The organism is Bradyrhizobium sp. GW821-FHT12B03 (genome assembly GCF_058807535.1).
In genome coordinates this window covers 40,909-60,319 of sequence record NZ_JBXAQU010000012.1, presented here as the reverse complement: position 1 = coordinate 60,319, position 19,411 = coordinate 40,909, and the positions used below count along the sequence as shown (strand labels likewise).

Below are 19,411 nucleotides of genomic sequence, written 5' to 3'. Positions count from 1 at the left end.
TTCTTTCTTGGCGTGACGCAAAAGACGTGGATGGCCGGGTCAAGCCCGGCCATGACGAACGGATGGAGACACGCGTCTCACGAATTTCTGTAACCGGATACATCCCCCATGAACCTCTTCCGCCTCCTGCAGGTCCGCGCGTCCGCCGGCAAGCCTGTCCGCGTCGCGCTGATCGGCGCCGGCAAATTCGGCTCGATGTTTCTGGCGCAGGTGCCGCACACACCGGGGCTGGAGGTGCCCATCATCGTCGACATCGACCGCGAGCGCGCGCGCGAGGCCTGCCGCACGGTCGGCTGGAGCGCCGAACGCATCGCCGCGACCGTCTTCACCGATGACGGCGCACGCGCCATCGCCGGCGGCGCGATGGACGTGGTGGTGGAAGCGACCGGCAATCCGGCGGTCGGTATCAGGCATGCGCGCGCGGCGATCGCGGCGGGCAAGCATATCGTGATGGTCAATGTCGAGGCCGACGTGCTGGCTGGCCCGTTGCTCGCCGAGGAGGCGCGCAAGGCGGGCGTGGTCTATTCGCTCGCCTATGGCGACCAGCCGGCGCTGACGGCGGAAATGGTGGATTGGGCCCGCGCCACCGGCTTTCGCGTCGTCGCAGCCGGCAAGGGCACAAAGTACCTGCCGGCCTATCACGACGTGACGCCCGATGGCGTCTGGCAGCATTACGGCCTGACTGCGGGCGAAGCGCAGTCGGCCGGCATGAACCCGCAGATGTTCAATTCCTTCCTCGACGGCACCAAATCGGCGATCGAGATGGCTGCGATCGCCAACGCCTGCGGCCTCGACGTGCCGACGGAGGGACTGTTGTTTCCGCCCTGCGGCGTCGACGACCTGCCGCACATCATGCGGCCGCGATCACGAGGCGGCGTGCTGGAACGGTCCGGCGTGGTGGAGGTGGTCTCCTCGCTCGAACGCGACGGACGGCCGGTGTTTCGCGACCTGCGCTGGGGCGTCTATGTCGTGCTGGAAGCGCCGAACGACTATGCCGCCGACTGCTTCAGGCAATATGGCCTCAAGACCGACGCCAGCGGACGCTTCGCTGCGATGTACAAGCCCTATCACCTGATCGGGCTCGAGCTGAACATCTCGATCCTGTCCGCTGCGCTGCGGGGCGAGCCGACCGGCCAGCCCCATGGCTTCCGCGGCGACGTCGCGTCCGTTGCCAAACGAAACTTGCGCGCCGGCGAGATGTTGGACGGCGAAGGCGGCTACACCGTCTGGGGCAAGCTGGTGCCGGCGGCCGCGAGCCTCAAGGCCGGCGCGCTGCCGATCGGGCTGGCGCACCGGCTGAAGCTGAAGCACGACGTCGCCCATGGCGAGATCGTGCGCTGGAGCGACGTCGAGTTCGACGCGGGCAACGAGACGATCAGGACGCGCAAGGCGATGGAGGCCGCGTTCGTGAAGGAGAGTTGAGACGGGATGGTGCCGCGGGCTCCCCGCAAGCGGGCAGGGCAATCGCATATGGCGTGCACAGTGTGGCGGCATCGGCAGTGAGCTCCCTCCCCCGCGTGCGGGGGAGAGTTGGGGTGAGGGCTGTCTCAGCAATGGGATTGTCGAGAATTGCGGAGGGAATCCCCAAGTGGTGAGAGCCCTCACCCGCCACGCTCGGGACGATGCTTCGCATCGCCCGGGGCGCGTCGGCCTCTCCCGCAAGCAAGCGGGAGAGGCGGAGCAAGCCCGCGATCCCCGTTAAATCCATATGCGATTGCCCTGCGCAAGCGGGGGGAGGGAGCGCGCCGGCTTCGGAGCTTCCTGCCGTTGCCCAATCGAGTGGCAGAGCGCTGATGCCTCCGACCTTTGTCTGACCCGCGTTCGCACCCGCGAGGGCGGCACGAGGCTTGATTCTCCCGGGGCGTCCGGTCATCCTTGCTGACGGAACCGCAATGATCGGAATTCCAACACCAAGAGCCCATCAGGGCCATTCGGAAACGTCAACAAGCCTCAACAAAACAAAGTCGATCCTCGACGCAGACAAGACGACACCAAGATCGTTCCCCGGTCGACGCATCGGCATAACGGAGGACTACTAATGGAACGTCGTAAATTCCTGACGGCAGGCGGATTGGGCCTGGCCGCAAGCGCTGTTGCTGCGCCGGCTATCGCACAATCGATGCCCGAAGTCAGATGGCGGCTTGCCGCAAGCTGGCCCAAGGCGCTCGATACGCTCTATGGCGGCTGCGAACATTTCTGCAAGCGCGTCGCCGAGATCACCGACAACCGCTTCCAGATCCAGCCCTTCGCCGCCGGCGAGATCGTGCCTGGCCTGCAGGTGCTGGATGCGGTCTCGAATGGCACCGTCGAGATGGGCAACACCGCGCTCTATTATTATTGGGGCAAGAACCCCGCCTTCACCTTCGGCACGGCGCTTCCGTTCGGATTGAACACGCGCCAGCAGATCTCGTGGCTGCTGTGGGGTGGCGGACAGGATCTCGTCAACGACCTTCTGAAGGAGCACAACGCCTACGGCATTCCGACCGGATCCACCGGCGCCCAGATGGGCGGCTGGTTTCGGAAGGAGATCAAGTCGGTGGAGGACATCAAGGGCCTCAAATTCCGCATCGGCGGATTTGCCGGCACGATCATGGCCAAGCTCGGCGCGGTGCCGCAGCAGATCGCCGGCGGCGACATCTACCCGGCGCTGGAAAAAGGCACGATCGATGCCGCCGAGTGGGTCGGCCCCTACGACGACGAGAAGCTCGGCTTCGTGAAGGTGGCCAAATACTACTACTACCCCGGCTGGTGGGAGGGCACGAGCCAGGGCCATAACATCTTCAACCTCGACAAGTGGAACGCACTGCCGAAACACTATCAGGCGGCGGTCGATGCGGCCTCGCGCGACACCTATACCTGGATCACCGGCAAGTACGACGCGTTGAACGCGCCGGCGCTGAAGCGGCTCCTGGTGTCGGGCGCGATCCTGAAGGCGTTCCCGCAGGAGGTGCTGGAGGCCTGCTACAGTGCCGCCAACGAGATCTATGCCGATCTGTCCAAGACCAATCCGCATTTCGGCAAGATGTATGCGAGCCTGGCCGCCTATCGCGGCGAGGCGCTGCCGTGGTTCCAGGTCGCGGAGCTGAGCTTCGACAGCTTCATGATGCGGATGCGGACGAAAACGTAAGGGGCTAGAGAGTCGCACGACTAAAGACTGAGAAGCCCCGGGGATGGCAACGTCTCTGGGGTACGCAGCAAGGCTGCACATGCTGCGCCAGTTTAATGCGTTGCTGTTTCCACATCGTCATGGCCGGGCTTGTCCCGGCCATCCACGCCGAACCACACGGCACGAAGAACGTGGATGCCCGGGACAAGCCCGGGCATGACGACTTCTCATTGCTCATGTCCGATGAGCTCCAGTGCGCCTTCGCAACTGCGAGCACGCCGACGCCGCTTGATTATCCCTGGGCGACCGGTCATCCTGACCATCGGAACCGCAACGCGCGGAATCCACAAAGAGCCCCTAAGGGCCTTCGGAAACGCCCACATCGTCACAACACCACGTCGGTTATCGGCGAAGCCAAGACGACACAAGATCGTTCCCCTGGTCGATGAATCGGCGCAACGGAGGGATACGCATGAAACGTCGTGATTTCCTGAAAGTGACTGGCGCCAGCCTGGCGGCAAGCACGGCAGTCGCCGCGCCGGCCATTGCGCAGTCGAGCCCTGAAGTGAGATGGCGGCTCGCTGCGAGCTGGCCCAAGGCACTCGATACGCTCTATGGCGGCTGCGAATATTTCTGCAAGCGCGTCGCCGAGGTCACCGACAACAAATTCCAGATCCAGCCGTTCGCGGCCGGAGAGATCGTCCCGGGCCTGCAGGTGCTGGATGCCGTGTCGAACGGCACCGTCGAGATGGGCAACACGGCGCTGTACTATTATTGGGGCAAGAACCCCGCATTCACCTTCGGCACGTCGCTGCCGTTCGGGCTGAACACGCGGGCGCACATCTCCTGGCTGCACTTCGGCGGCGGCACGGAGATGCTCAACGACCTCCTGAAGGAATACAACACCGTCGGCATTCCAACCGGCTCGACCGGCGCCCAGATGGGCGGCTGGTTCCGGAAGGAGATCAAATCGATGGAGGATTTCAAGGGACTGAAATTCCGCGTCGGCGGCTTCGCCGGCACGATCATCGCCAAGGTCGGCGGCGTGCCGCAGCAGATCGCGGGCGGCGACATCTATCCGGCGCTGGAGAAGGGAACGATCGACGCGGCCGAATGGGTTGGGCCCTATGACGACGAGAAGCTCGGCTTCGTGAAGGTCGCGAAGTACTACTACTATCCGGGCTGGTGGGAAGGCACCGGCCAGGGCCACAACATCATGAATCTCGACAAATGGAACGCGCTGCCCAAGCCCTACCAGGCCGCGATCGAGATGGCCTCGCGCGACACCTTCACCTGGGTCACCGGCAAATACGACTACGTCAACCCGCCGGCGCTGAAGCGCCTGCTGGTGGCCGGCGCGATCCTGAAGCCGTTCCCGCAGGAGGTGCTTGAGGCCTGCTACAGCGCCGCGAACGAGATCTACGCCGACCTCACCAAGACCAACCCGCACTTCAACAAGATGTACACGAGCCTGTCCGCCTTCCGGAACGAGTCGCTCGCCTGGATGCAGGTCGCCGAGCTCAGCTACGACAGCTTCATGATGCGGATGCGCACGCGGACGTGAGGCGCTTAGCGGTTTGCTGAGTTGGAAATCGGGATAGGGGGGACGTCTCGCGACGTCGCCCCTCCCACACGACCGGACATACGGGTCCGTATCCGGCGGTTCACCGGACTAAGCGCGAACGGTTTGTTTTGCGTCCGCGCCTGAGGTTCAGATGGTGGACTCCGTCGCGTTGGCTTCGGCTCCTTTGAGCGGCGCCGTCCGGGCTTCACCCTTTCCCGCCGCTCCCAAGGCCAGTGACCTGGATTTCCGCCGCATGGCCGGCTCGAGGTTTCCACATCCAAACGTCTTTCCAGCGTTCGGGCCTTCAGCGAAACTCGTTCCGCCTCCAATGCCGTCTGCTGACTTCTGCGCTGCGGTCAGGCCACCTTACGGCCGCCTCAGTCCCGTTGCCGGGACACAGCGCAGACCTCCCGAGGTAAGACCGACCGCATCCGGTTCTTGTCCATCGGGCCGCGGCTTTGCTCCGGGCTTTCTTCAGACCCCATCTCGCGATGGCGCCCTTGCGCTTCGCTAATCCTTCGCCGTCATCAGGCTGGATAGAGGACTTCCACCTCCAAGCTGTCGTTCATACTCGGCACACACGAAAATGGCCGGAGCTGTGCTCCGGCCATCGCATCCCGTTACGTCGAAGCTCAGGCGGCGCCCTTCAGCTTCTTGGTGCATTCGCTGTAATAGCCGCCGCCCTTCTGGATCCACTTCAAGCCGCCATTGCCATTGGTGGTCTTGTTGGCATTGTACTGGTCGACGCAGGTGTGCAGCCGCGCCTTGCCGGCAGGCTCCTTGGCGTATTTCGAGTCGACCGCGTTCGGAAAGATTGCGGGTCCGGCCGGCAGGGTCGGCGCCGGGGCGGCAGCGGGCGCCGCCTCCTTCTTTGCAGCCGTCTTCGGCTCGGCGGGCGCGGCCGGTGCAGCCGCGGCCGGCGCAGCGGCGGGCGTCGCATCGGCGCCGCACTGGGCCTTGCGGAAGTCATTCCATTTCATCGTACCGAGCGAACCGTCCTTCTTGGCAGCCTGGTATTTCGCGCTGCACTCCTGCGAGGTCAGCGCCTGCGCCGGTGCTGTGGCCACCCATGCCGCAACACCCGACACCACGATCGCACACAACAATTTTGTCTGAATGGTCATCCCTAGGTCTCCTCCTTGGTCTTCCCGGACGGAAGCGAAACGAGGATTGCTATCCTAGCGTGCCGGTCGCTTCCGACAAGAAGGCGATGGCTTTCGCCGCCAAAATATAGTGATCCCCGCCACACGAACCATTCATGTCGCGTTCAGCAACGCGGGTCGACGTTCCATCCCTTCGCCATTTTGCCAAGAAGAGTGCAACACCATGACCCTCGCCTCTCGTCTCGCTGCCGTCGCCCTCGCATCCCTGCTCGCCACCGGCACCGCCTTCGCGCAGACGGCTGCGCCGGCTGCCAAGACCGACGCCGCTGCCACCGCCGACAAGAAGGCGCCGAAGGAGCGTTCGACCGAGTCGCTGGAATGCTCCAAGCAGGCGGATGCCAAGGGCCTGCACGGCAAGGAGCGCAAGAAATTCCGCTCCGAGTGCATCAAGACCGCGAAGGCCGGCACTGCCGCCCCCACCGCCGACAAGAAGTAAATCCGTCACGATCTTCCGCGAGCAATGAGGGGCGTGCGCATTGCGGCATGACGTAGCCGCAATTGTGCGCCTCTCGCCGATTTGCGATAAGGCGGTGTGAAGCAAATCACCGCCTCCCTGTCGTTCGAATGGCCAAGCCGTGCCAAGATCTTGAGCACGGTGGAGACACTCGTCATCGGCACTGCCGGCGGCCTGGTGTTTCTCGTCGCCAATCTTCCCGGCGGGCTGATCTCGGGCTCGATGATCGCGGTCGGGATCGCCGCGATCGCGGGGCGCCAGCTCATGCTGCCGCCGCTCCTGACCCAGACCGTGCTGGTGCTGCTCGGCATCTCGCTGGGCTCGGTCGTCTCGCGCCATCTGATCCAGCAGGTCAGCGCCTATCCTCTGACCATCGGCCTGCTCGCGCTCGCTACCTTCTGCTCGACCTTCGGCTCGAGCTACTACCTCCAGCGCATCCATGGCTGGGACCGCACCTCGGCCTTCCTCGCCGGCAGCCCCGGCGCGCTGTCGCAGATCACGATTTTGGCGGTCGAGCGCGGCGCCGACCTGCCGGGCATCGCGGTGGTGCAGACCATGCGCGTCATCATCCTCACTGCGGCACTGCCGATGGTGCTGGCGCTCGCGGGCGTGGCGCCTTCGGCTGCGCCGTCCCTGACGACGGCCATTGCCTCGCCGCTCGACCTCGTGGAGCTGGTCGCAGCCTCGCTGGCCGCAGCGCTCGTGCTGCGGCTGATCAAGTTTCCGGCAAGCTGGATGTTCGGTGCGATGATCGGCTCCAGCGTGCTGCATGGCGCCGGCTGGGTCGAGGGCGGCCTGCCGGACTGGGGGCGCGGCGTGGCGCTGATCGGCATCGGCGCCCTGATCGGCAGCCGTTTCGCGCGGATGCGGATCAAGACCCTCGCCGGCCACATCAACGCGGCGCTGGGGTCATTTGCCGTGGCAATCGCCGTCTCCGCGCTCTTCGTCGGCATCGTCGCTCTCACCACGCAGGTGAAGTTCTCCGACGTCGTCGTCGCCTTCGCGCCGGGCGCGATGGACGCCATGCTGGCCTTGGCGCTGACGCTGCACATCGACCCGATTTTCGTCGGCGCCCATCATCTGTCGCGCTTCGTGTTCGTGACGATCGCGACGCCCGGCATCGTGCACCTGTTCGGCCGCACGCAGGACGACGTGGATGATTAGGCTCTAGCGCTTCGCAGTCGCCACAAATCCCCACGCGGCGATCGCGGCCATCAGCAGCGAGATCAGCACGTTGTAGCCGGCGAGCGAAAGGCCGAGAAAGCGCCACTGCACCTCGTCGCAGCGCACCACCTTCACGGTGTCGAGCCGCGAGAAGAGATCCCCAGCGTTGCCAAGATTGACGACGGGGCCGGAGCAGTCGGTCGGCCCCTTCCAGAACCCCCATTCGACGCCGGAATGGTAGGTGCCGAGGCCGGCATTGGCGAGCGTCGCCAGCGCGAGGATCGCCAAGGCGGCGAGCAGCAGCGGCCGCGGCGCCCCGCTCCTCGCCGCAAGCGCCGTCAGCGCGCCGAGCGGGATCGCGAGGTAATAGGCGTAACGCTGCTCCAGGCAGAGCGGACAGGGCAGGATCTCCAGCACGAGCTGGAAGAACCAGGCGCCCGCGATCGTGGCTGCCGCAATCAACGTGACGAGCAGCGAGGCGGTCAACGCAGGGCTCGCGGCCGCCGGCTTGAATGCAGGTATTGCGGCACTCTGGGTCGTCACGGCAGCCTCTTCCGGTGGGTCGCTTCCATAGCCTCTAACCCCGGCCCATGCAGCTGTCGAGAACGGCCGGGATCACTTTGGCGCGGGTTGACCTCGCTTTGGCCATGGCTATAGTCCGCCGGCTTCGCGACGCCCGCTTTTGGGGCCGACCGAGGGCCCCTGTGGCGGAACTGGTAGACGCGCTCGACTCAAAATCGAGTTCCGCAAGGAGTGCTGGTTCGATTCCGGCCAGGGGCACCACGCTTCGCCCTTACGGGCTTCGCGTGGCGCAGCCACGCCAAGCCGGAAAGGCGAAGCGTGTCCGGCGAAGCCTCTTGGCGAAGACGGACTGGATCAACATTCCCTCCCCTTCCAATCGTCACATCCCACCTGTATAAACCGGTAGCTTCTTCCGTAACTCGAAGGAGCTCACATGAACGACCTGCACGCGTGGCTTTCAGAGCAGCACCACGGCCTGCGCACCTTCCGGACATTCCAGCAAAAGCTCGAGACGCTCGGCCGGGACGATCCCGCCCAGCGTGGTCTCTGCCGCCTGCTCGGCGGTGTCGTCGGCAGCTATGTCGAGGCCTTTGACGAGGCCCCGCTGCCGGTCGAGGTCGCCGAGGGCGCCTATCACCGCCTGCTGACGCTGGTTGCGAGCATCGACCTGAACGCCGACGCTGACCGCCGGCTCGCCGACATCAACCGTGTGGCGGAGAGCCGGCTCTGGCAGTGACGAGAAAGTGCCGCGTACACTTGCCGGCGTCGCGGACACGCCGTGCCGGCAGAAGGCCGCGTGCGTGCCGGTACGAACGACCGTCGAGGCGTTCGACTTCGCCGGGCTTGTACCTATATCCTGCGGCAACAGTTGGTGTGGCAGCGAGCAGCTTTGATGGCCAGGAGACGCACGACGGAAGCCGACATCGACGACCTTCCCCGCTATTTCGTCTGGGTCCGGGGCCTCGAAGGCCCCGAGCCGCAAAAATGGACGGCGATGGATTTCGGCGTCGGCGACTGGAAGCGGCCGCTCGTGCTCGCCTATCTGGAGCTGCCGGAAGGCGAGCGGCATCTGCCGCTGTCGGCGCTGGCGCGGCGTTATCCGCCGCCGCGAATGGACGTTTCGTAGAGTGGGTGAGCGTCAACGTAACCACCCTGCGACGATCCACATGACCGCCCCGTAGCCGTCCGGCCCGCCGACCACTGCGAGACGGCACGTTCCTGCTTGCCACCTCAGCGGGATTGTGTGCAGAATACACGTTATTTCATAACGCAACCATTGATTGAATCGGGGAAGTGGCGTCCGGCGCGGGCCTGAAACGCTTCCTCGTGCAATTGCCGGAGGAGCCCATGCCACATCATGATGGCGCGCGGAACACCGATATCGCCAGACCGGAACTCCCGCATAGCGACGTGAATGCCGACGGCACGACCGCCGCTCGGTCGCGACGCAAGCTGGTGCTGTTCGCCGATGGCACGGGCAATGCCTTCACGACCCAGGAATCCAGCGTCTGGCGTCTCTACGAGGCGCTCGACCACACTCAGCCGGACCAGATCGCCTATTACATCAAGGGCGTCGGCACCGCCGGCTGGGCGCCGCTCGCCGCGCTCGACGGCGCCACCGGCATCGGCGTGCCCGGCAACGTCCGCAAGCTCTACCGCTTCCTGTGCTGGAACTGGCGCGAGGGCGACGAGATCTACATCTTCGGCTTCAGCCGCGGCGCCTTCACCGCGCGCACGCTGGCGGCGCTGATCGCGAGCCAGGGCCTGGTGCCCGCGGAGATCAAGGGCGAACCGGTCTCACATGCCGAGATGGAGCGCAACGCCATGGCGGCGTGGCGGGAATACCGCAAGAAGTCGGTCGGCTATTGGAGCCTTCCGACGATCTGGATAACACGCTGGATTCGAGACCTGCTGCTCCTCATTTATCACTTCTTCTGCGGCCACCGCTCCTATTGCACCGTCCGCAAGGCCATGGTCGGCCGGAGAAACGTCAAGATCGAATTTCTCGGACTGTTCGACACAGTCGAAGCGTTCGGCGTCCCGATCGAGGAATTACGCGTGGCGATCGACTGGTCGGTCTGGCCAATCTCGTTCCGCAACCACGAACTCTCACGCACGGTGAAGCGCGCCTGTCACGCGCTCGCGCTGGATGACGAGCGCACCAGCTTCCATCCCTTGCGCATCGACCAGAGAAAACTGAAAGAGACGCACCAGACCGTCAACGAGGTGTGGTTCGCCGGCGTGCATTCCGATATCGGCGGCGGTTATCCGGAGTCCTCCCTTTCCTTCGTCCCGCTGGTCTGGATGGTCGAACAGCTCGGTGGGCAGCTCCGCTTCCAGAACGGATCGATCGAGCATTTCCAAGCCTATCAGTCGGCGATCGGACCACGGCATGATTCACGCAGCGGCGCGGCGGTGCTGTACCGATACGATCCTCGTCCGATCCGCGTCGGTGAGGAAAATGGCGGCCCGCCGGTGGTACACTTCGCCGTGGTCGAGCGGATGCTATTCGGGTGCGATGACTACGCACCGATCATGCTTCCAGCAAACGCGCGCGTGCTGATGCCCGATGGAAGCATCCAGGAGCTCACCGATGCCGGCACGCATAAGGCCATGCAGGACGCCTATCTGCAAAAGGCCAAGGGCTTGGGGGACAAGGAGCAAGCCGGCGCCTTCGCCGCGATGGCAGCACCCAACGCGGAGATGGTCAATCTCGCGCATGGCGCCGTGTGGTGGCGGCGCGTGGCTTATTTCTCGCTCCTCATCATGGCCGGTGTGATCGTCGCCTGGCCGTGGATCGCGCACAAGATCGTCGAATTGTCGGTGGAGAACGGCCTGCGCGATACCCTCGTGCTGCGGATCATCACCGACATCGACTGGGGCCTCGGCGCCGTGATCGGGCCCATCGCCAACCTGCTCAAGAACGTCTTGCCGTCCTATGCCGGGCCATGGCTCGACATCGCGCTCTACTACCCCAGCCTGACCTTGCTCGTCGTGCTGTTCACGTGGGGCGTCTGGCGTGTGAACTCCCTGCTGCGCGACGGCATTCAGGAGCGGGCGCGGCTCGCCTGGTACCGGCCGGACCGCAAGGCAAGCCTGAAGAACCTCAGCAGGCTGAACTTCTTGTTCAAATTCGGCGGCTTCATGCAGAGCAACGGCGGATGGCTACACGTCCCGTTCGCCAAGTTCGTCTTTCCGATCGTCGCCATCGTCGCGATCTATGCCTTGGGCCTCCTGATCGGCTCGAGCAGCTTCTTTACCTGGCGCCTCGCGACGGGCCAGGTTTGCGAGAGCCCCGACACAAGGGCGGAAAGGGAAAAAAGAGCCGGGGTAAAGGGGCCGGCGAATATCGCGCCGGCGAAGCCGGTGGGTGACGAGGCTGTCCAGGCAACCGAGCCGTTCAAGGTCGACCAGTTCTGCTGGGCAAGCAGGCTTTCGGTCGAGAAAGGCCGCAAATACCGCGTCTGGATCGATATGGATGAACCCTGGTTCGATCGCACGATCATGACCGGCGTCAACGGATTCCAGACCTACGAAACACATCACTACTTCGCCTTGCCGATTCGGCGGCTGTTCGGCGCAGACTGGTTCCAGCCGATGGTGCGCGTCGGCGAGAAGGGCTTGAACGATCAACCACTGCAAGCCGTGAACGCGATGTCCGCCGATGAGCTGCCCCGCCGGATGAATCCGACCCTCCCTGCGGAAAAGGACAATGACAAGTCGAAGAACAGATATCCCGTGCATCTCGAGGATGCGACGGAGTTGGCCGATCCCGCCGACACGGAGAAGCTGAAGAAGCTCAAGGGCGACGTGGCCGGAATGGGTACATTCGATGCGCTTCCCAAGAACGACACGGCACGCAAGGTCTGGGACACGCAGAAGCTGGCGAACCGGATGGTCGCCGAATTCGTGGCGCCCGACTCCGGCGAGCTGTTCTTCTACGTCAACGACGCCGTGCAGATCTTTCCGGAATTCCTGCGATGGTTGGTCCCGGCAAAATACGCCGCCTATTTCGGACCGGACGAGCAGTACTACAAGAACAACAGCGGAACCGCGCGGATCACGGTGCAGCGGCTGCCGGCACCATCGCTGCCGGTGGACCAACCGCCGGTGAACAAATAGCGCCTGGAGCCGCAACTCACTTCAGGTGACCTCATCGGCCAGCAGCTGCTGGCCCAGCGCCATGGGTCTCCCCCGCCCCATGATTATGGGTGTCGCGGCGCCCGTGCCGCGGCTAAACTTGGCCTTGCGCCGCGGGGGACACGCGGTGCGGGACGATGGACATGAGCGAACAGGGCGAGACGGGTGAAGCCATCACCATCCTCCTCGTCGAGGATGACGCGCCGACCTGCTGGCGGCTCCAGGACGCGCTGGTCAAGGCCGGCTACGAGGTGCGCAGCGCCGGCACGCTGGGCGAAGCCCGTTCAGCGCTGGGAGAGGCGGCGCCGCGCGTGCTGCTCACCGATCTCAGGCTTCCCGACGGCCACGGCGTCGAGCTGATCCGCGAGGTCCGGCAGCGCCTTCCCGACACCGAGATCATGGTGATCTCGGCGCTCGGCGACGAGGAGAGCGTGATTTCCGCGATCACGGTCGGTGCCACCGGCTACCTCCTCAAGGACGCCTTCCCCACCGATATCGCCACCACCGTGCGCGACCTGGTCGCCGGCCATTCGCCGATCTCGGCCTCGATCGCCCGTTTCATCGTACGGCGAACGCAGAATTCGGCAGAGCCGCCGCCGGGCCCCGCACTCAACACCGCAAGACTGACGCCGCGCGAGATCGACATCCTCTGGGGCATCGCCAAGGGTTTCAGCTATGCCGAGATCGCGAGCCATCTCGGCCTGTCCAGGCAGACCGTGCCCGGCCACATCAAGAACATCTATCGCAAGCTCGAAGTGCATACGCGCAGCGAAGCGGTGTTCGAGGCGGTGCAGCAGGGCCTGATCAAGCTGTGAGCGAGATCGCGGCGAAGGCACCGGTCAAACCCGCGCGGCGCCGGCTGCTGGCCGCGCGCCTCGTGCCTTATCTGCTGCTCCAGGCGTTGATCGTGATCGCCACCATCCTCGGACTGCGGCTGCTCCAGCCGAGCGACCCCGACGATTTTGCCCTGAGCGGATTTTCGCTGCGGGAGGACGGCGCGACACGTCCCGTGACGCTGCCGCATTTCACCTCGTCGCGCTACTCGCTGGCCGACCCGCCGCTCTACACTGGCGCCTTCACGTACCGGCGCGGCGAGGCGGCGGCGGGATGGTCGGTATTCCTGCCGCGCTTCAGCAATGCGGTGGAAGTCGCCGTCAACGGCGTCGTGGTGCTCGATTCCCGGCGCGATGCCAACGCCAACCGGCCGGACCGCAACACGCCGCAGATCGCGTTCATCCCCGCATCGCTGCTGCGCGACGGCGGCAACGAGATCACGGTGCGGCTTTTCGTATGGGGCCCGCTGAAGGGTTTTCTCGACACCGTCTATGTCGGACCCGATGCGGCTTTGCGTCCCGCCTATGAGACACGCACGCTGCTGTTCGTCACCTTGCCCGTGGTGTTCTCCGCCTGGCAGTCCATCCTCGCCGTGATCCTCGCGATCATGTGGCTGATGCGGCGACGCGAGCCGGTCTATGGCGTGCTGGCGGCGGCGATGGTGCTCGGCGTCGTGCAGGCGTTCGTTCCGCCGCCGGTGCCGCCGGCCACCACGTCTCGGCTTGCCGCGGTGCTGCTGGCATCGGCCCCGGCCGAGAGCGCGCTGATCGTCATGTTCGGCGTGCTGTTCTTCGGCTGGCGCTGGCCGCGTTACGGCGCGCTGCTGTTCGTGCCGGGCATCGTCGTGTTCGTGGTCGGGGTGATCGCCGGGCCGCCGCTGCCGCGCATTCTGTTTCTCCTGCTTGGCATCCCCACGGTCGGGGTCTGCCTGTTCCTGATGGCCTGCGTCACCGCGGCCGCGGTGGTGCGGCGGCAGGATGCCGCGAGCTTCACGCTCGGCTGCGCCGTGAGCATCGTGCTGACCTGCTGGGTCCACGACATGCTGTCGGTGTTCGAGATCGTGACCAATGAGCGCATCTTCGTTTCGCGCCTGTCCTATTCGGCGATGCTGGTCGCGATCGGCGCCGGGCTGACCTGGCGCTTCGCCCGTGCGCTGAACCAGGTCGACAGCTTCGCCGGTCAGCTCGTGACGCGCGTGCGCGAGGCCGAGGAGCGGCTGAAGGCGAGCTTTGCCCGCGAGGAGGCACGCGCCCGTGCCGCCGCACTCGCCAACGAACGCACGCGGCTGATGCGCGACCTGCATGACGGCCTCGGCGGCCAGCTCGTCAGCATCGTCGCGCTGTCCGAGCGCGGCCATGAGGGCGCGACCATCACGGATGCCGCCCGCGCCGCGCTGAAGGATCTCCGTCTCGTCATCGACTCCATGGACGACATCGGCGGCGACCTCATGCTCGCGCTCGGCTCCTGGCGCGAACGCGCGGCGATGCAATTGCGGCCGCACGACATCGCGCTCGACTGGCGCGTGGCGACGCCGCAGGGCCTACCGCTGCATCCCGAGCTCAGGCCATGGCACGTCATCCAGATCGTGCGTATCCTCGACGAGGCCGTGACCAATGCCGTCAAGCACGCACACGCCCGTAGTATCGCGGTCACCATCGAAACGCTTGACACAGACCGGGGGCCATACGGCGTGATCAGCGTGACCGACGACGGCCGTGGTTTCGCACTGGCCGGCGAGGCCGCGGCTGCGAGCCAGACCGCGCGGGGCTTGCGCAATATGAGAAGCCGCGCTGCGCGCTGCGGCGCCGTGCTCGATCTGAGCTCGGATGCCGGGGGCACGCGGGTGCGGCTGCAATTGCCGCAAACCTTTCCCGACAGCGACGCTGCTGCGGGCTGAAAAGCCCCCTCCCCGAACGTGTGGGACGCGCGGAGAGAGGGAACGGGCCGGATGTTTTGCCTGCGGAGGACGGGGGGTTCGTCCGCAAGGCTCCTGTGCCCGAAGCGATGCAATCAATTCAATCGAACGAGATTGTCAGCGCACGCCGACGCGATTGACCGGGCCGCCGCGATTCATCGGCGTGCCTGCACGGACGCCGACACCGGGCGCACCGACGCCGGGCGTTGCGACCGCCGCTGCCGCGACCGGGGCTCCCGGCGCGACCACCACCGCCGCCGTCGGCCGCACCACGCAGCCCTTGGGTACGCCGACCGTCTTGCAATAGACCACCGCCTGCGCCGGGCTCGTACCTAGCGACACCATCGCCGCACCCGCCAGCGCCATGATCGTCAGCCCGGCGCTCAGCGCTCCCGCTCTTTTCGACATCTTGCTCTCCTGCTCCCGTTCGGCGTCCCGGTGCAATCACCGGTTTTCGCAGCCGACGTGCAGTCTGAATGGCAAAAGACGGCGGGCGGATACATGCCATGAAGATGGGGGGACCGCCGGCCAGACGCGGGGGCCGATGCCATGAACATGGCATGGACCGGCACCAAGGCTTCGCGAGATGGTCCGCCCGCTTGATCCCAGACGGGACCACCGACAATCCCAAAGAGGTGCTTTATGAAGATTTCGGTTCTTGCCGCGCTGCTGCTTGCCGCCACCGCCCTGCCCGCCGCAGCACAATCCGGACCGACGCTGCAGGAGCAGATGGCCTGCCGCGGCGACGCCAGCAAATTCTGCGCCGAACATGTCGGCAAACCGCCGCAGATGAACGCCTGCCTGCGCGAGAACAAGTCGAAGCTTTCAGACAGCTGCCGCAAGGTGGTGGAATCGCGCGGCGGCTGATCTGGCGTAAGCTTCACCCTCCCCCTCCAGGGTCCCTCCAGGGGAGGGTGAAGCAACAGACGACCATTCCAAAGCACAAATCTTGCAAGCGCTTCGCTGCGTAAATGTCTTGGCGGAGTGCTCTTCAATGTACGACACGATCATCGTGGGCGCCGGCTCGGCCGGTTGTGTGCTGGCCAACCGGCTGTCGGCCGATCCGCACCGCAAGGTGCTGGTGCTGGAGGCTGGCCGGGCGGCGCCACTCGCCTCCGACATTCCGTCGGATTGGCCGACGATGTTCAACACGGCGGTCGACTGGGGCTATTACACCGAGCCGCAAGCGGGCTGCCGCGGACGGCGGATCTTCTGGCCGCGCGGCAAGATGGTCGGTGGCTCCGGCGCGATGAATGCGATGATCTACATCCGCGGCCTGCCCTCCGATTACGACGGCTGGGCGAAGGCGGGATGCGCGGGCTGGGCCTGGTGCGACGTGCTGCCGAAATTCATCGCCTTCGAGAACAATACGCGCTTCATCGACGATCCCTTGCACGGCACAAGCGGGCCGCTGCACGTCGCCGACGTTTCCCATGTCGACGCGAACGAGCTGAAATGGCTGGAGGCGGCCCAGGCCGCAGGTCTTCCGCACAATCCCGATTTCAACGGCGCCACCCAGGAAGGCGCCGGCTTCTTCCAGTTCGTCATCCGGGACGGAGAGCGTTTCGGCACCGGCAAGGCCTATTTGCGCCCGGCGCTGACGCGCGCCAATCTCACGCTCAAGACGGGCGTGCGCGTCACCCGCATCATCATCGAGCGCTCACGCGCCATCGGCGTCGAATATCTCGATAACGGGCAACCGAAGAGCGCCTTCGCCACCAGCGAGGTGGTGCTCGCCTCCGGCGCGATCGGCTCGGCGCAACAGCTGATGCTGTCGGGCGTCGGCCCCGCCGACGAATTGAAGGCGGCCGGCGTGGACGTCGTGCACGAGCTGGCGGGCGTCGGCAGGGATCTCCAGGATCACATCAACATTCCCATCACCTTCTACACGAAGGAGAAGATCGGCGTCGGCGCCTGGACCGAGGAGAGTCTGGCCGCGAGCCTCGAGGAGTGGCAGACGCACCGCAGCGGTCCGCGCACCTCGCCCTGGGTCGCCGCCGGCGCGCATGTGCGCAGCCGCCCCGATGTCGAGCCCGACCTCCAGCTCTACGGCGCGATCAGCCCGCACCGCGACTATGTCCGCTTCCTGTCGTCCAGGCCGGGCATCACCCTGCATGCGACCTTGCAGCGGCCGAACAGCCGCGGCCGCATCACGCTGCGCTCGGCCGATCCGATCGAGCATCCCGCGATCGACCCCTGCTATTTCACGTCGGATGCGAGCGGCAGCGACATCGCGACCTTGATCGAAGGCGTGCGCATCAACCGCCGCATCGCCGCGCAATCGCCGCTGAAGGAGATGATCGAGGGCGAGGTCACGCCGAGCGCGGAAGCGGTGAACGACGCCGAGATCGGCGACTACATCCGAGGCCATTGCACCACGCTCTATCACGCCGCCTCGACCTGCCGGATGGGCACCGACGATCTGGCCGTCGTCGATCCGCGGCGCTTGCAGGTGCGCGGCATCGACGGCTTGCATGTCGCCGACGCCTCGGTGATCCCGATCATGGTCTCCGGCAACATCCAGACGCCGACGATCCTGATTGCCGAGCGTGCCGCAGCCGCGATCCTGGGCTAAGCGCTAATCGTCGTCGGGACCGAACAGCCTGATCTGCGGAAAACCACTGCGCGGGCGGCCCGCATAGTCGCGCGCATCGGAATCTTCGCGGACGCTCCGCGCCACATCGTCCCAATCGGTACGGTCGCGCGTGCCACGTGGATCACGCAGGTCGTAGCGATGATGGTCGGCCCAACGCTCGCGGCGATCCATCCGGCGCCGTTCGGACGCGGCACGCTTCACGTCGGCATCCCTCGCTTTGGCATAGGCATTGTCGGGTGAAGCGGATAGCTCTGTCGAAGCCTGCTCGACGGGCTTTGCGACTTGCGGAGACGATTCCGATGCCTGCTTCGGCGGCTCGACTGCCGCCGCTTGCGACGACTGCGGCGCAGACTGCTCGGCCTTCGCCTGAGTGGTTTGCGCCTGAGTGGTTTGCGCGTCGGGCTTTGTCTCAGGCTTTGCTTCGCCCTGTGCCTGCGCGGGCGCGGCGATCATCGCACCGAAAGTTTGCGAGCCGGCGAGATATTGCACGCGCTCCGCCGGCGCACCTGTCATCGCCGGCGTTGCGGCGGCTTCGGCGCGTTGCGCCATCTTGCCGGTGTCCGGGCCCTGCTTGGGCGCGATCGGATTCATGATGTTGCCGGCGACGATGCCGCCACCGAGACCAATGGCGATGGCCGCGACGATGGTTCCGGCACCGACGAAATAGGCTGTCGAGGCGCGCATTGATCCGCTCCCTGTTTGGAGCGGGCAACGCCTGAAGATTGCCGGATGTTCCTGATATCGGCGGTTCCCTAACGCGCGGGAACCACGATTCAGATCTGCTGCGCGACCTTCTCGAGCCCGATGAGGCGAGCGAGCTTGCGCACTTCTTCCTTCTGGTCGTCACGCAGCTGGAACAGCAGCGGCATCGCCGCCGACTTCAACTGCTGGACCTCGTCGCAATTCGGATCGATTTGCGCGCTGGGCGGTGCGTTCGGATTGGAGAGCCTGTTCGCCGAGATCTTGCGGACAACGTTGCGCAGCGCGGTCTCGACCGAGGGCCAATAATATTCCTGCGACGACGACAGTTTCAGGCGATCCCTGATCCCCGCGATCTGCACTTCGGACAGCAGCGAATAGGACTTCTGCGGCTGCGGCTTGGCAACCGCTTTCGGCTTGGCCGGGACCTCGACAGCGGGAACTTCCGCCGTGGCGGGCGCCTCGTTCAAGTTCGCCGATGAACCCGTCTTGGGCATCGGAAAATCGGACGGGGTCGCCGCGGCAAAGGCCTGGCGCAACGGCTCGGTCAGCACGGGCGTCTGCGCAAGCCTGTCGGCGGGCACCTGGACCGGCTCGATCGCGGCCGAGGCCAGCGCCAGCGTCGGAACCAGACGGTCGGCCTTGGCGGCGCGGTTGGTCGCAAGCGGCTTCGGCGGGGCCTGGGTGATCATCTCCGCAGAGACGCTGGGCACGCTGTCGCGTCCGAGAATGGCAGTGGTGGCAGCGCCGAGGACGAGGAAACAGGTCAGCACGACGATGGTGATGGCTCGGGACAAACGTCTCTCCGGGGAAGGGACCGGTTCACGATGTTGTTAACGGTGCCCGGGAAAATGGAACGAATTAAGGCTTGAGTGTGCCTTTGCGGCGACAATCACCACGCCTGCGGCGACGCAGCCGAAAAGCCGTGTAAAATCAAGCAGCTGCCGCAAGATCGTAGGCATCCTGGATGTCCGCCACGATCTCGGAGGCCTCCCAGACCGCGCGCGGCTCGACCGATTGCAGCGTCACCGTCCAGTTGCCGCCCCGGCGGGTGCGGGGGACGCTGACGATGTCGAAGCGCACGTTGCGGCACAGCGGGTGGCGGGCCAGCGCATGGGCCACCCGGACACGGATTTCGTCCAGCGAAGCCGCCGTCTTGGAGTTGAGAAAATCGAAGTCCATCGCCTGTCCCTCACGGTCCTGCCTGGCGGCCCTGAGGGGGATTCTGGGCAGGCGATGGTTAATCTGCCGTTA

At 65.3% G+C, this 19,411-nt stretch carries 18 protein-coding genes and 1 tRNA gene; 13 read left to right on the top strand and 6 right to left on the bottom strand.

Translation table 11 applies throughout. From position 1 onward, the window contains the following. The first annotated feature begins 108 nt into the window (after positions 1-108). From AC1RUR_RS22595 to AC1RUR_RS22585, 3 genes are all read left to right on the top strand, one after another. Positions 109-1,422 (top strand): NAD(P)H-dependent oxidoreductase, encoded by a 1,314-nt coding sequence (locus AC1RUR_RS22595; RefSeq protein ID WP_492847992.1) that lies wholly within the window; start codon positions 109-111, stop codon positions 1,420-1,422. A gap of 616 nt (positions 1,423-2,038) precedes the next feature. After that, positions 2,039-3,127 carry a TRAP transporter substrate-binding protein gene (locus tag AC1RUR_RS22590; RefSeq protein WP_492847990.1) on the top strand — a complete coding sequence of 363 codons (1,089 nt, stop codon included), beginning with the start codon at positions 2,039-2,041 and terminating at the stop codon, positions 3,125-3,127. A 451-nt stretch (positions 3,128-3,578) separates the two neighbouring features. Next, on the top strand, positions 3,579-4,670 hold the full coding sequence (locus AC1RUR_RS22585; protein ID WP_492847988.1) for a TRAP transporter substrate-binding protein: 1,092 nt from the start codon (positions 3,579-3,581) through the stop codon (positions 4,668-4,670). A gap of 632 nt (positions 4,671-5,302) precedes the next feature. Here AC1RUR_RS22585 and AC1RUR_RS22580 read toward each other — a convergent pair. Continuing rightward, the gene (locus AC1RUR_RS22580) at positions 5,303-5,794 is read right to left on the bottom strand and encodes a hypothetical protein (protein ID WP_492847986.1); all 492 of its coding nucleotides are present in this window, start codon (positions 5,792-5,794) and stop codon (positions 5,303-5,305) included. A gap of 202 nt (positions 5,795-5,996) precedes the next feature. Between AC1RUR_RS22580 and AC1RUR_RS22575 the strand changes: the two genes are divergently transcribed. Both AC1RUR_RS22575 and AC1RUR_RS22570 read left to right on the top strand, forming a co-directional pair. After that, positions 5,997-6,269, top strand: coding sequence for a PsiF family protein (locus tag AC1RUR_RS22575; RefSeq protein WP_492847984.1), 273 nt, complete (start codon positions 5,997-5,999; stop codon positions 6,267-6,269). A 96-nt stretch (positions 6,270-6,365) separates the two neighbouring features. After that, positions 6,366-7,451 carry an AbrB family transcriptional regulator gene (locus tag AC1RUR_RS22570; RefSeq protein WP_492847982.1) on the top strand — a complete coding sequence of 362 codons (1,086 nt, stop codon included), beginning with the start codon at positions 6,366-6,368 and terminating at the stop codon, positions 7,449-7,451. A gap of 3 nt (positions 7,452-7,454) precedes the next feature. Here AC1RUR_RS22570 and AC1RUR_RS22565 read toward each other — a convergent pair whose 3' ends face one another. Next, positions 7,455-7,994 (bottom strand): disulfide bond formation protein B, encoded by a 540-nt coding sequence (locus tag AC1RUR_RS22565; protein ID WP_492847980.1) that lies wholly within the window; start codon positions 7,992-7,994, stop codon positions 7,455-7,457. A 155-nt stretch (positions 7,995-8,149) separates the two neighbouring features. On the opposite strand from AC1RUR_RS22565, the gene AC1RUR_RS22560 reads away from it, so the two are divergent. The 6 genes from AC1RUR_RS22560 (at position 8,150) to AC1RUR_RS22535 (ending at position 14,844) form a co-directional block, all read left to right on the top strand. Beyond that, positions 8,150-8,234 (top strand) — tRNA-Leu (locus tag AC1RUR_RS22560). 172 nt (positions 8,235-8,406) lie between these two features. Continuing rightward, positions 8,407-8,709 (top strand): hypothetical protein, encoded by a 303-nt coding sequence (locus AC1RUR_RS22555; RefSeq protein WP_492847978.1) that lies wholly within the window; start codon positions 8,407-8,409, stop codon positions 8,707-8,709. A gap of 156 nt (positions 8,710-8,865) precedes the next feature. Then, the gene (locus AC1RUR_RS22550; RefSeq protein ID WP_492847976.1) at positions 8,866-9,099 is read left to right on the top strand and encodes a hypothetical protein; all 234 of its coding nucleotides are present in this window, start codon (positions 8,866-8,868) and stop codon (positions 9,097-9,099) included. Between the two features lie 221 nt (positions 9,100-9,320). After that, positions 9,321-12,095, top strand: coding sequence for a T6SS phospholipase effector Tle1-like catalytic domain-containing protein (locus AC1RUR_RS22545; protein ID WP_492847974.1), 2,775 nt, complete (start codon positions 9,321-9,323; stop codon positions 12,093-12,095). Between the two features lie 161 nt (positions 12,096-12,256). Next, a complete protein-coding gene (locus tag AC1RUR_RS22540; RefSeq protein ID WP_492847972.1) occupies positions 12,257-12,928 on the top strand; it encodes a response regulator in 672 nt (223 codons plus the stop codon). Continuing rightward, positions 12,925-14,844, top strand: a complete 1,920-nt coding sequence (locus AC1RUR_RS22535) for a sensor histidine kinase (RefSeq protein WP_492847970.1) — start codon at positions 12,925-12,927, stop codon at positions 14,842-14,844. The genes AC1RUR_RS22540 and AC1RUR_RS22535 overlap by 4 nt, the downstream gene beginning before the upstream one ends. 135 nt (positions 14,845-14,979) lie before the next feature. Here AC1RUR_RS22535 and AC1RUR_RS22530 read toward each other — a convergent pair whose 3' ends face one another. Beyond that, entirely contained in the window at positions 14,980-15,270 is a 291-nt protein-coding gene (locus tag AC1RUR_RS22530) for a hypothetical protein (RefSeq protein ID WP_271567639.1), read from the bottom strand. A gap of 234 nt (positions 15,271-15,504) precedes the next feature. Here AC1RUR_RS22530 and AC1RUR_RS22525 point away from each other — a divergent pair, with 234 nt between their 5' ends. Next, positions 15,505-15,729 carry a cysteine rich repeat-containing protein gene (locus tag AC1RUR_RS22525; protein ID WP_492847967.1) on the top strand — a complete coding sequence of 75 codons (225 nt, stop codon included), beginning with the start codon at positions 15,505-15,507 and terminating at the stop codon, positions 15,727-15,729. A 127-nt stretch (positions 15,730-15,856) separates the two neighbouring features. Continuing rightward, positions 15,857-17,437, top strand: a complete 1,581-nt coding sequence (locus tag AC1RUR_RS22520) for a GMC family oxidoreductase (protein WP_492847965.1) — start codon at positions 15,857-15,859, stop codon at positions 17,435-17,437. Between the two features lie 3 nt (positions 17,438-17,440). Here the strand turns inward: AC1RUR_RS22520 and AC1RUR_RS22515 are convergent, their stop codons facing one another. From AC1RUR_RS22515 to AC1RUR_RS22505, 3 genes are all read right to left on the bottom strand, one after another. Continuing rightward, complete coding sequence (locus AC1RUR_RS22515; RefSeq protein WP_492847963.1) at positions 17,441-18,142, bottom strand: hypothetical protein; 702 nt, start codon at positions 18,140-18,142, stop codon at positions 17,441-17,443. An 89-nt stretch (positions 18,143-18,231) separates the two neighbouring features. Then, a complete protein-coding gene (locus AC1RUR_RS22510; RefSeq protein WP_492847961.1) occupies positions 18,232-18,954 on the bottom strand; it encodes a hypothetical protein in 723 nt (240 codons plus the stop codon). Positions 18,955-19,090: 136 nt separating this feature from the next. Then, positions 19,091-19,339: a hypothetical protein gene (locus AC1RUR_RS22505; RefSeq protein WP_271567644.1), complete on the bottom strand. Its 249-nt coding sequence runs from the start codon at positions 19,337-19,339 to the stop codon at positions 19,091-19,093. Positions 19,340-19,411: the final 72 nt, after the last annotated feature.

Coding starts and splice junctions, on each gene's coding strand:
- AC1RUR_RS22520 (WP_492847965.1), top strand. CDS start 15,857: ATGTACGACACGATCATCGTGGGCGCCGGCTCGGCCGGTTGTGTGCTG.
- AC1RUR_RS22545 (WP_492847974.1), top strand. CDS start 9,321: ATGCCACATCATGATGGCGCGCGGAACACCGATATCGCCAGACCGGAA.
- AC1RUR_RS22585 (WP_492847988.1), top strand. CDS start 3,579: ATGAAACGTCGTGATTTCCTGAAAGTGACTGGCGCCAGCCTGGCGGCA.
- AC1RUR_RS22505 (WP_271567644.1), bottom strand. CDS start 19,339: ATGGACTTCGATTTTCTCAACTCCAAGACGGCGGCTTCGCTGGACGAA.
- AC1RUR_RS22590 (WP_492847990.1), top strand. CDS start 2,039: ATGGAACGTCGTAAATTCCTGACGGCAGGCGGATTGGGCCTGGCCGCA.
- AC1RUR_RS22580 (WP_492847986.1), bottom strand. CDS start 5,794: ATGACCATTCAGACAAAATTGTTGTGTGCGATCGTGGTGTCGGGTGTT.
- AC1RUR_RS22525 (WP_492847967.1), top strand. CDS start 15,505: ATGAAGATTTCGGTTCTTGCCGCGCTGCTGCTTGCCGCCACCGCCCTG.
- AC1RUR_RS22530 (WP_271567639.1), bottom strand. CDS start 15,270: ATGTCGAAAAGAGCGGGAGCGCTGAGCGCCGGGCTGACGATCATGGCG.
- AC1RUR_RS22555 (WP_492847978.1), top strand. CDS start 8,407: ATGAACGACCTGCACGCGTGGCTTTCAGAGCAGCACCACGGCCTGCGC.
- AC1RUR_RS22515 (WP_492847963.1), bottom strand. CDS start 18,142: ATGCGCGCCTCGACAGCCTATTTCGTCGGTGCCGGAACCATCGTCGCG.
- AC1RUR_RS22595 (WP_492847992.1), top strand. CDS start 109: ATGAACCTCTTCCGCCTCCTGCAGGTCCGCGCGTCCGCCGGCAAGCCT.
- AC1RUR_RS22550 (WP_492847976.1), top strand. CDS start 8,866: ATGGCCAGGAGACGCACGACGGAAGCCGACATCGACGACCTTCCCCGC.
- AC1RUR_RS22540 (WP_492847972.1), top strand. CDS start 12,257: ATGAGCGAACAGGGCGAGACGGGTGAAGCCATCACCATCCTCCTCGTC.
- AC1RUR_RS22575 (WP_492847984.1), top strand. CDS start 5,997: ATGACCCTCGCCTCTCGTCTCGCTGCCGTCGCCCTCGCATCCCTGCTC.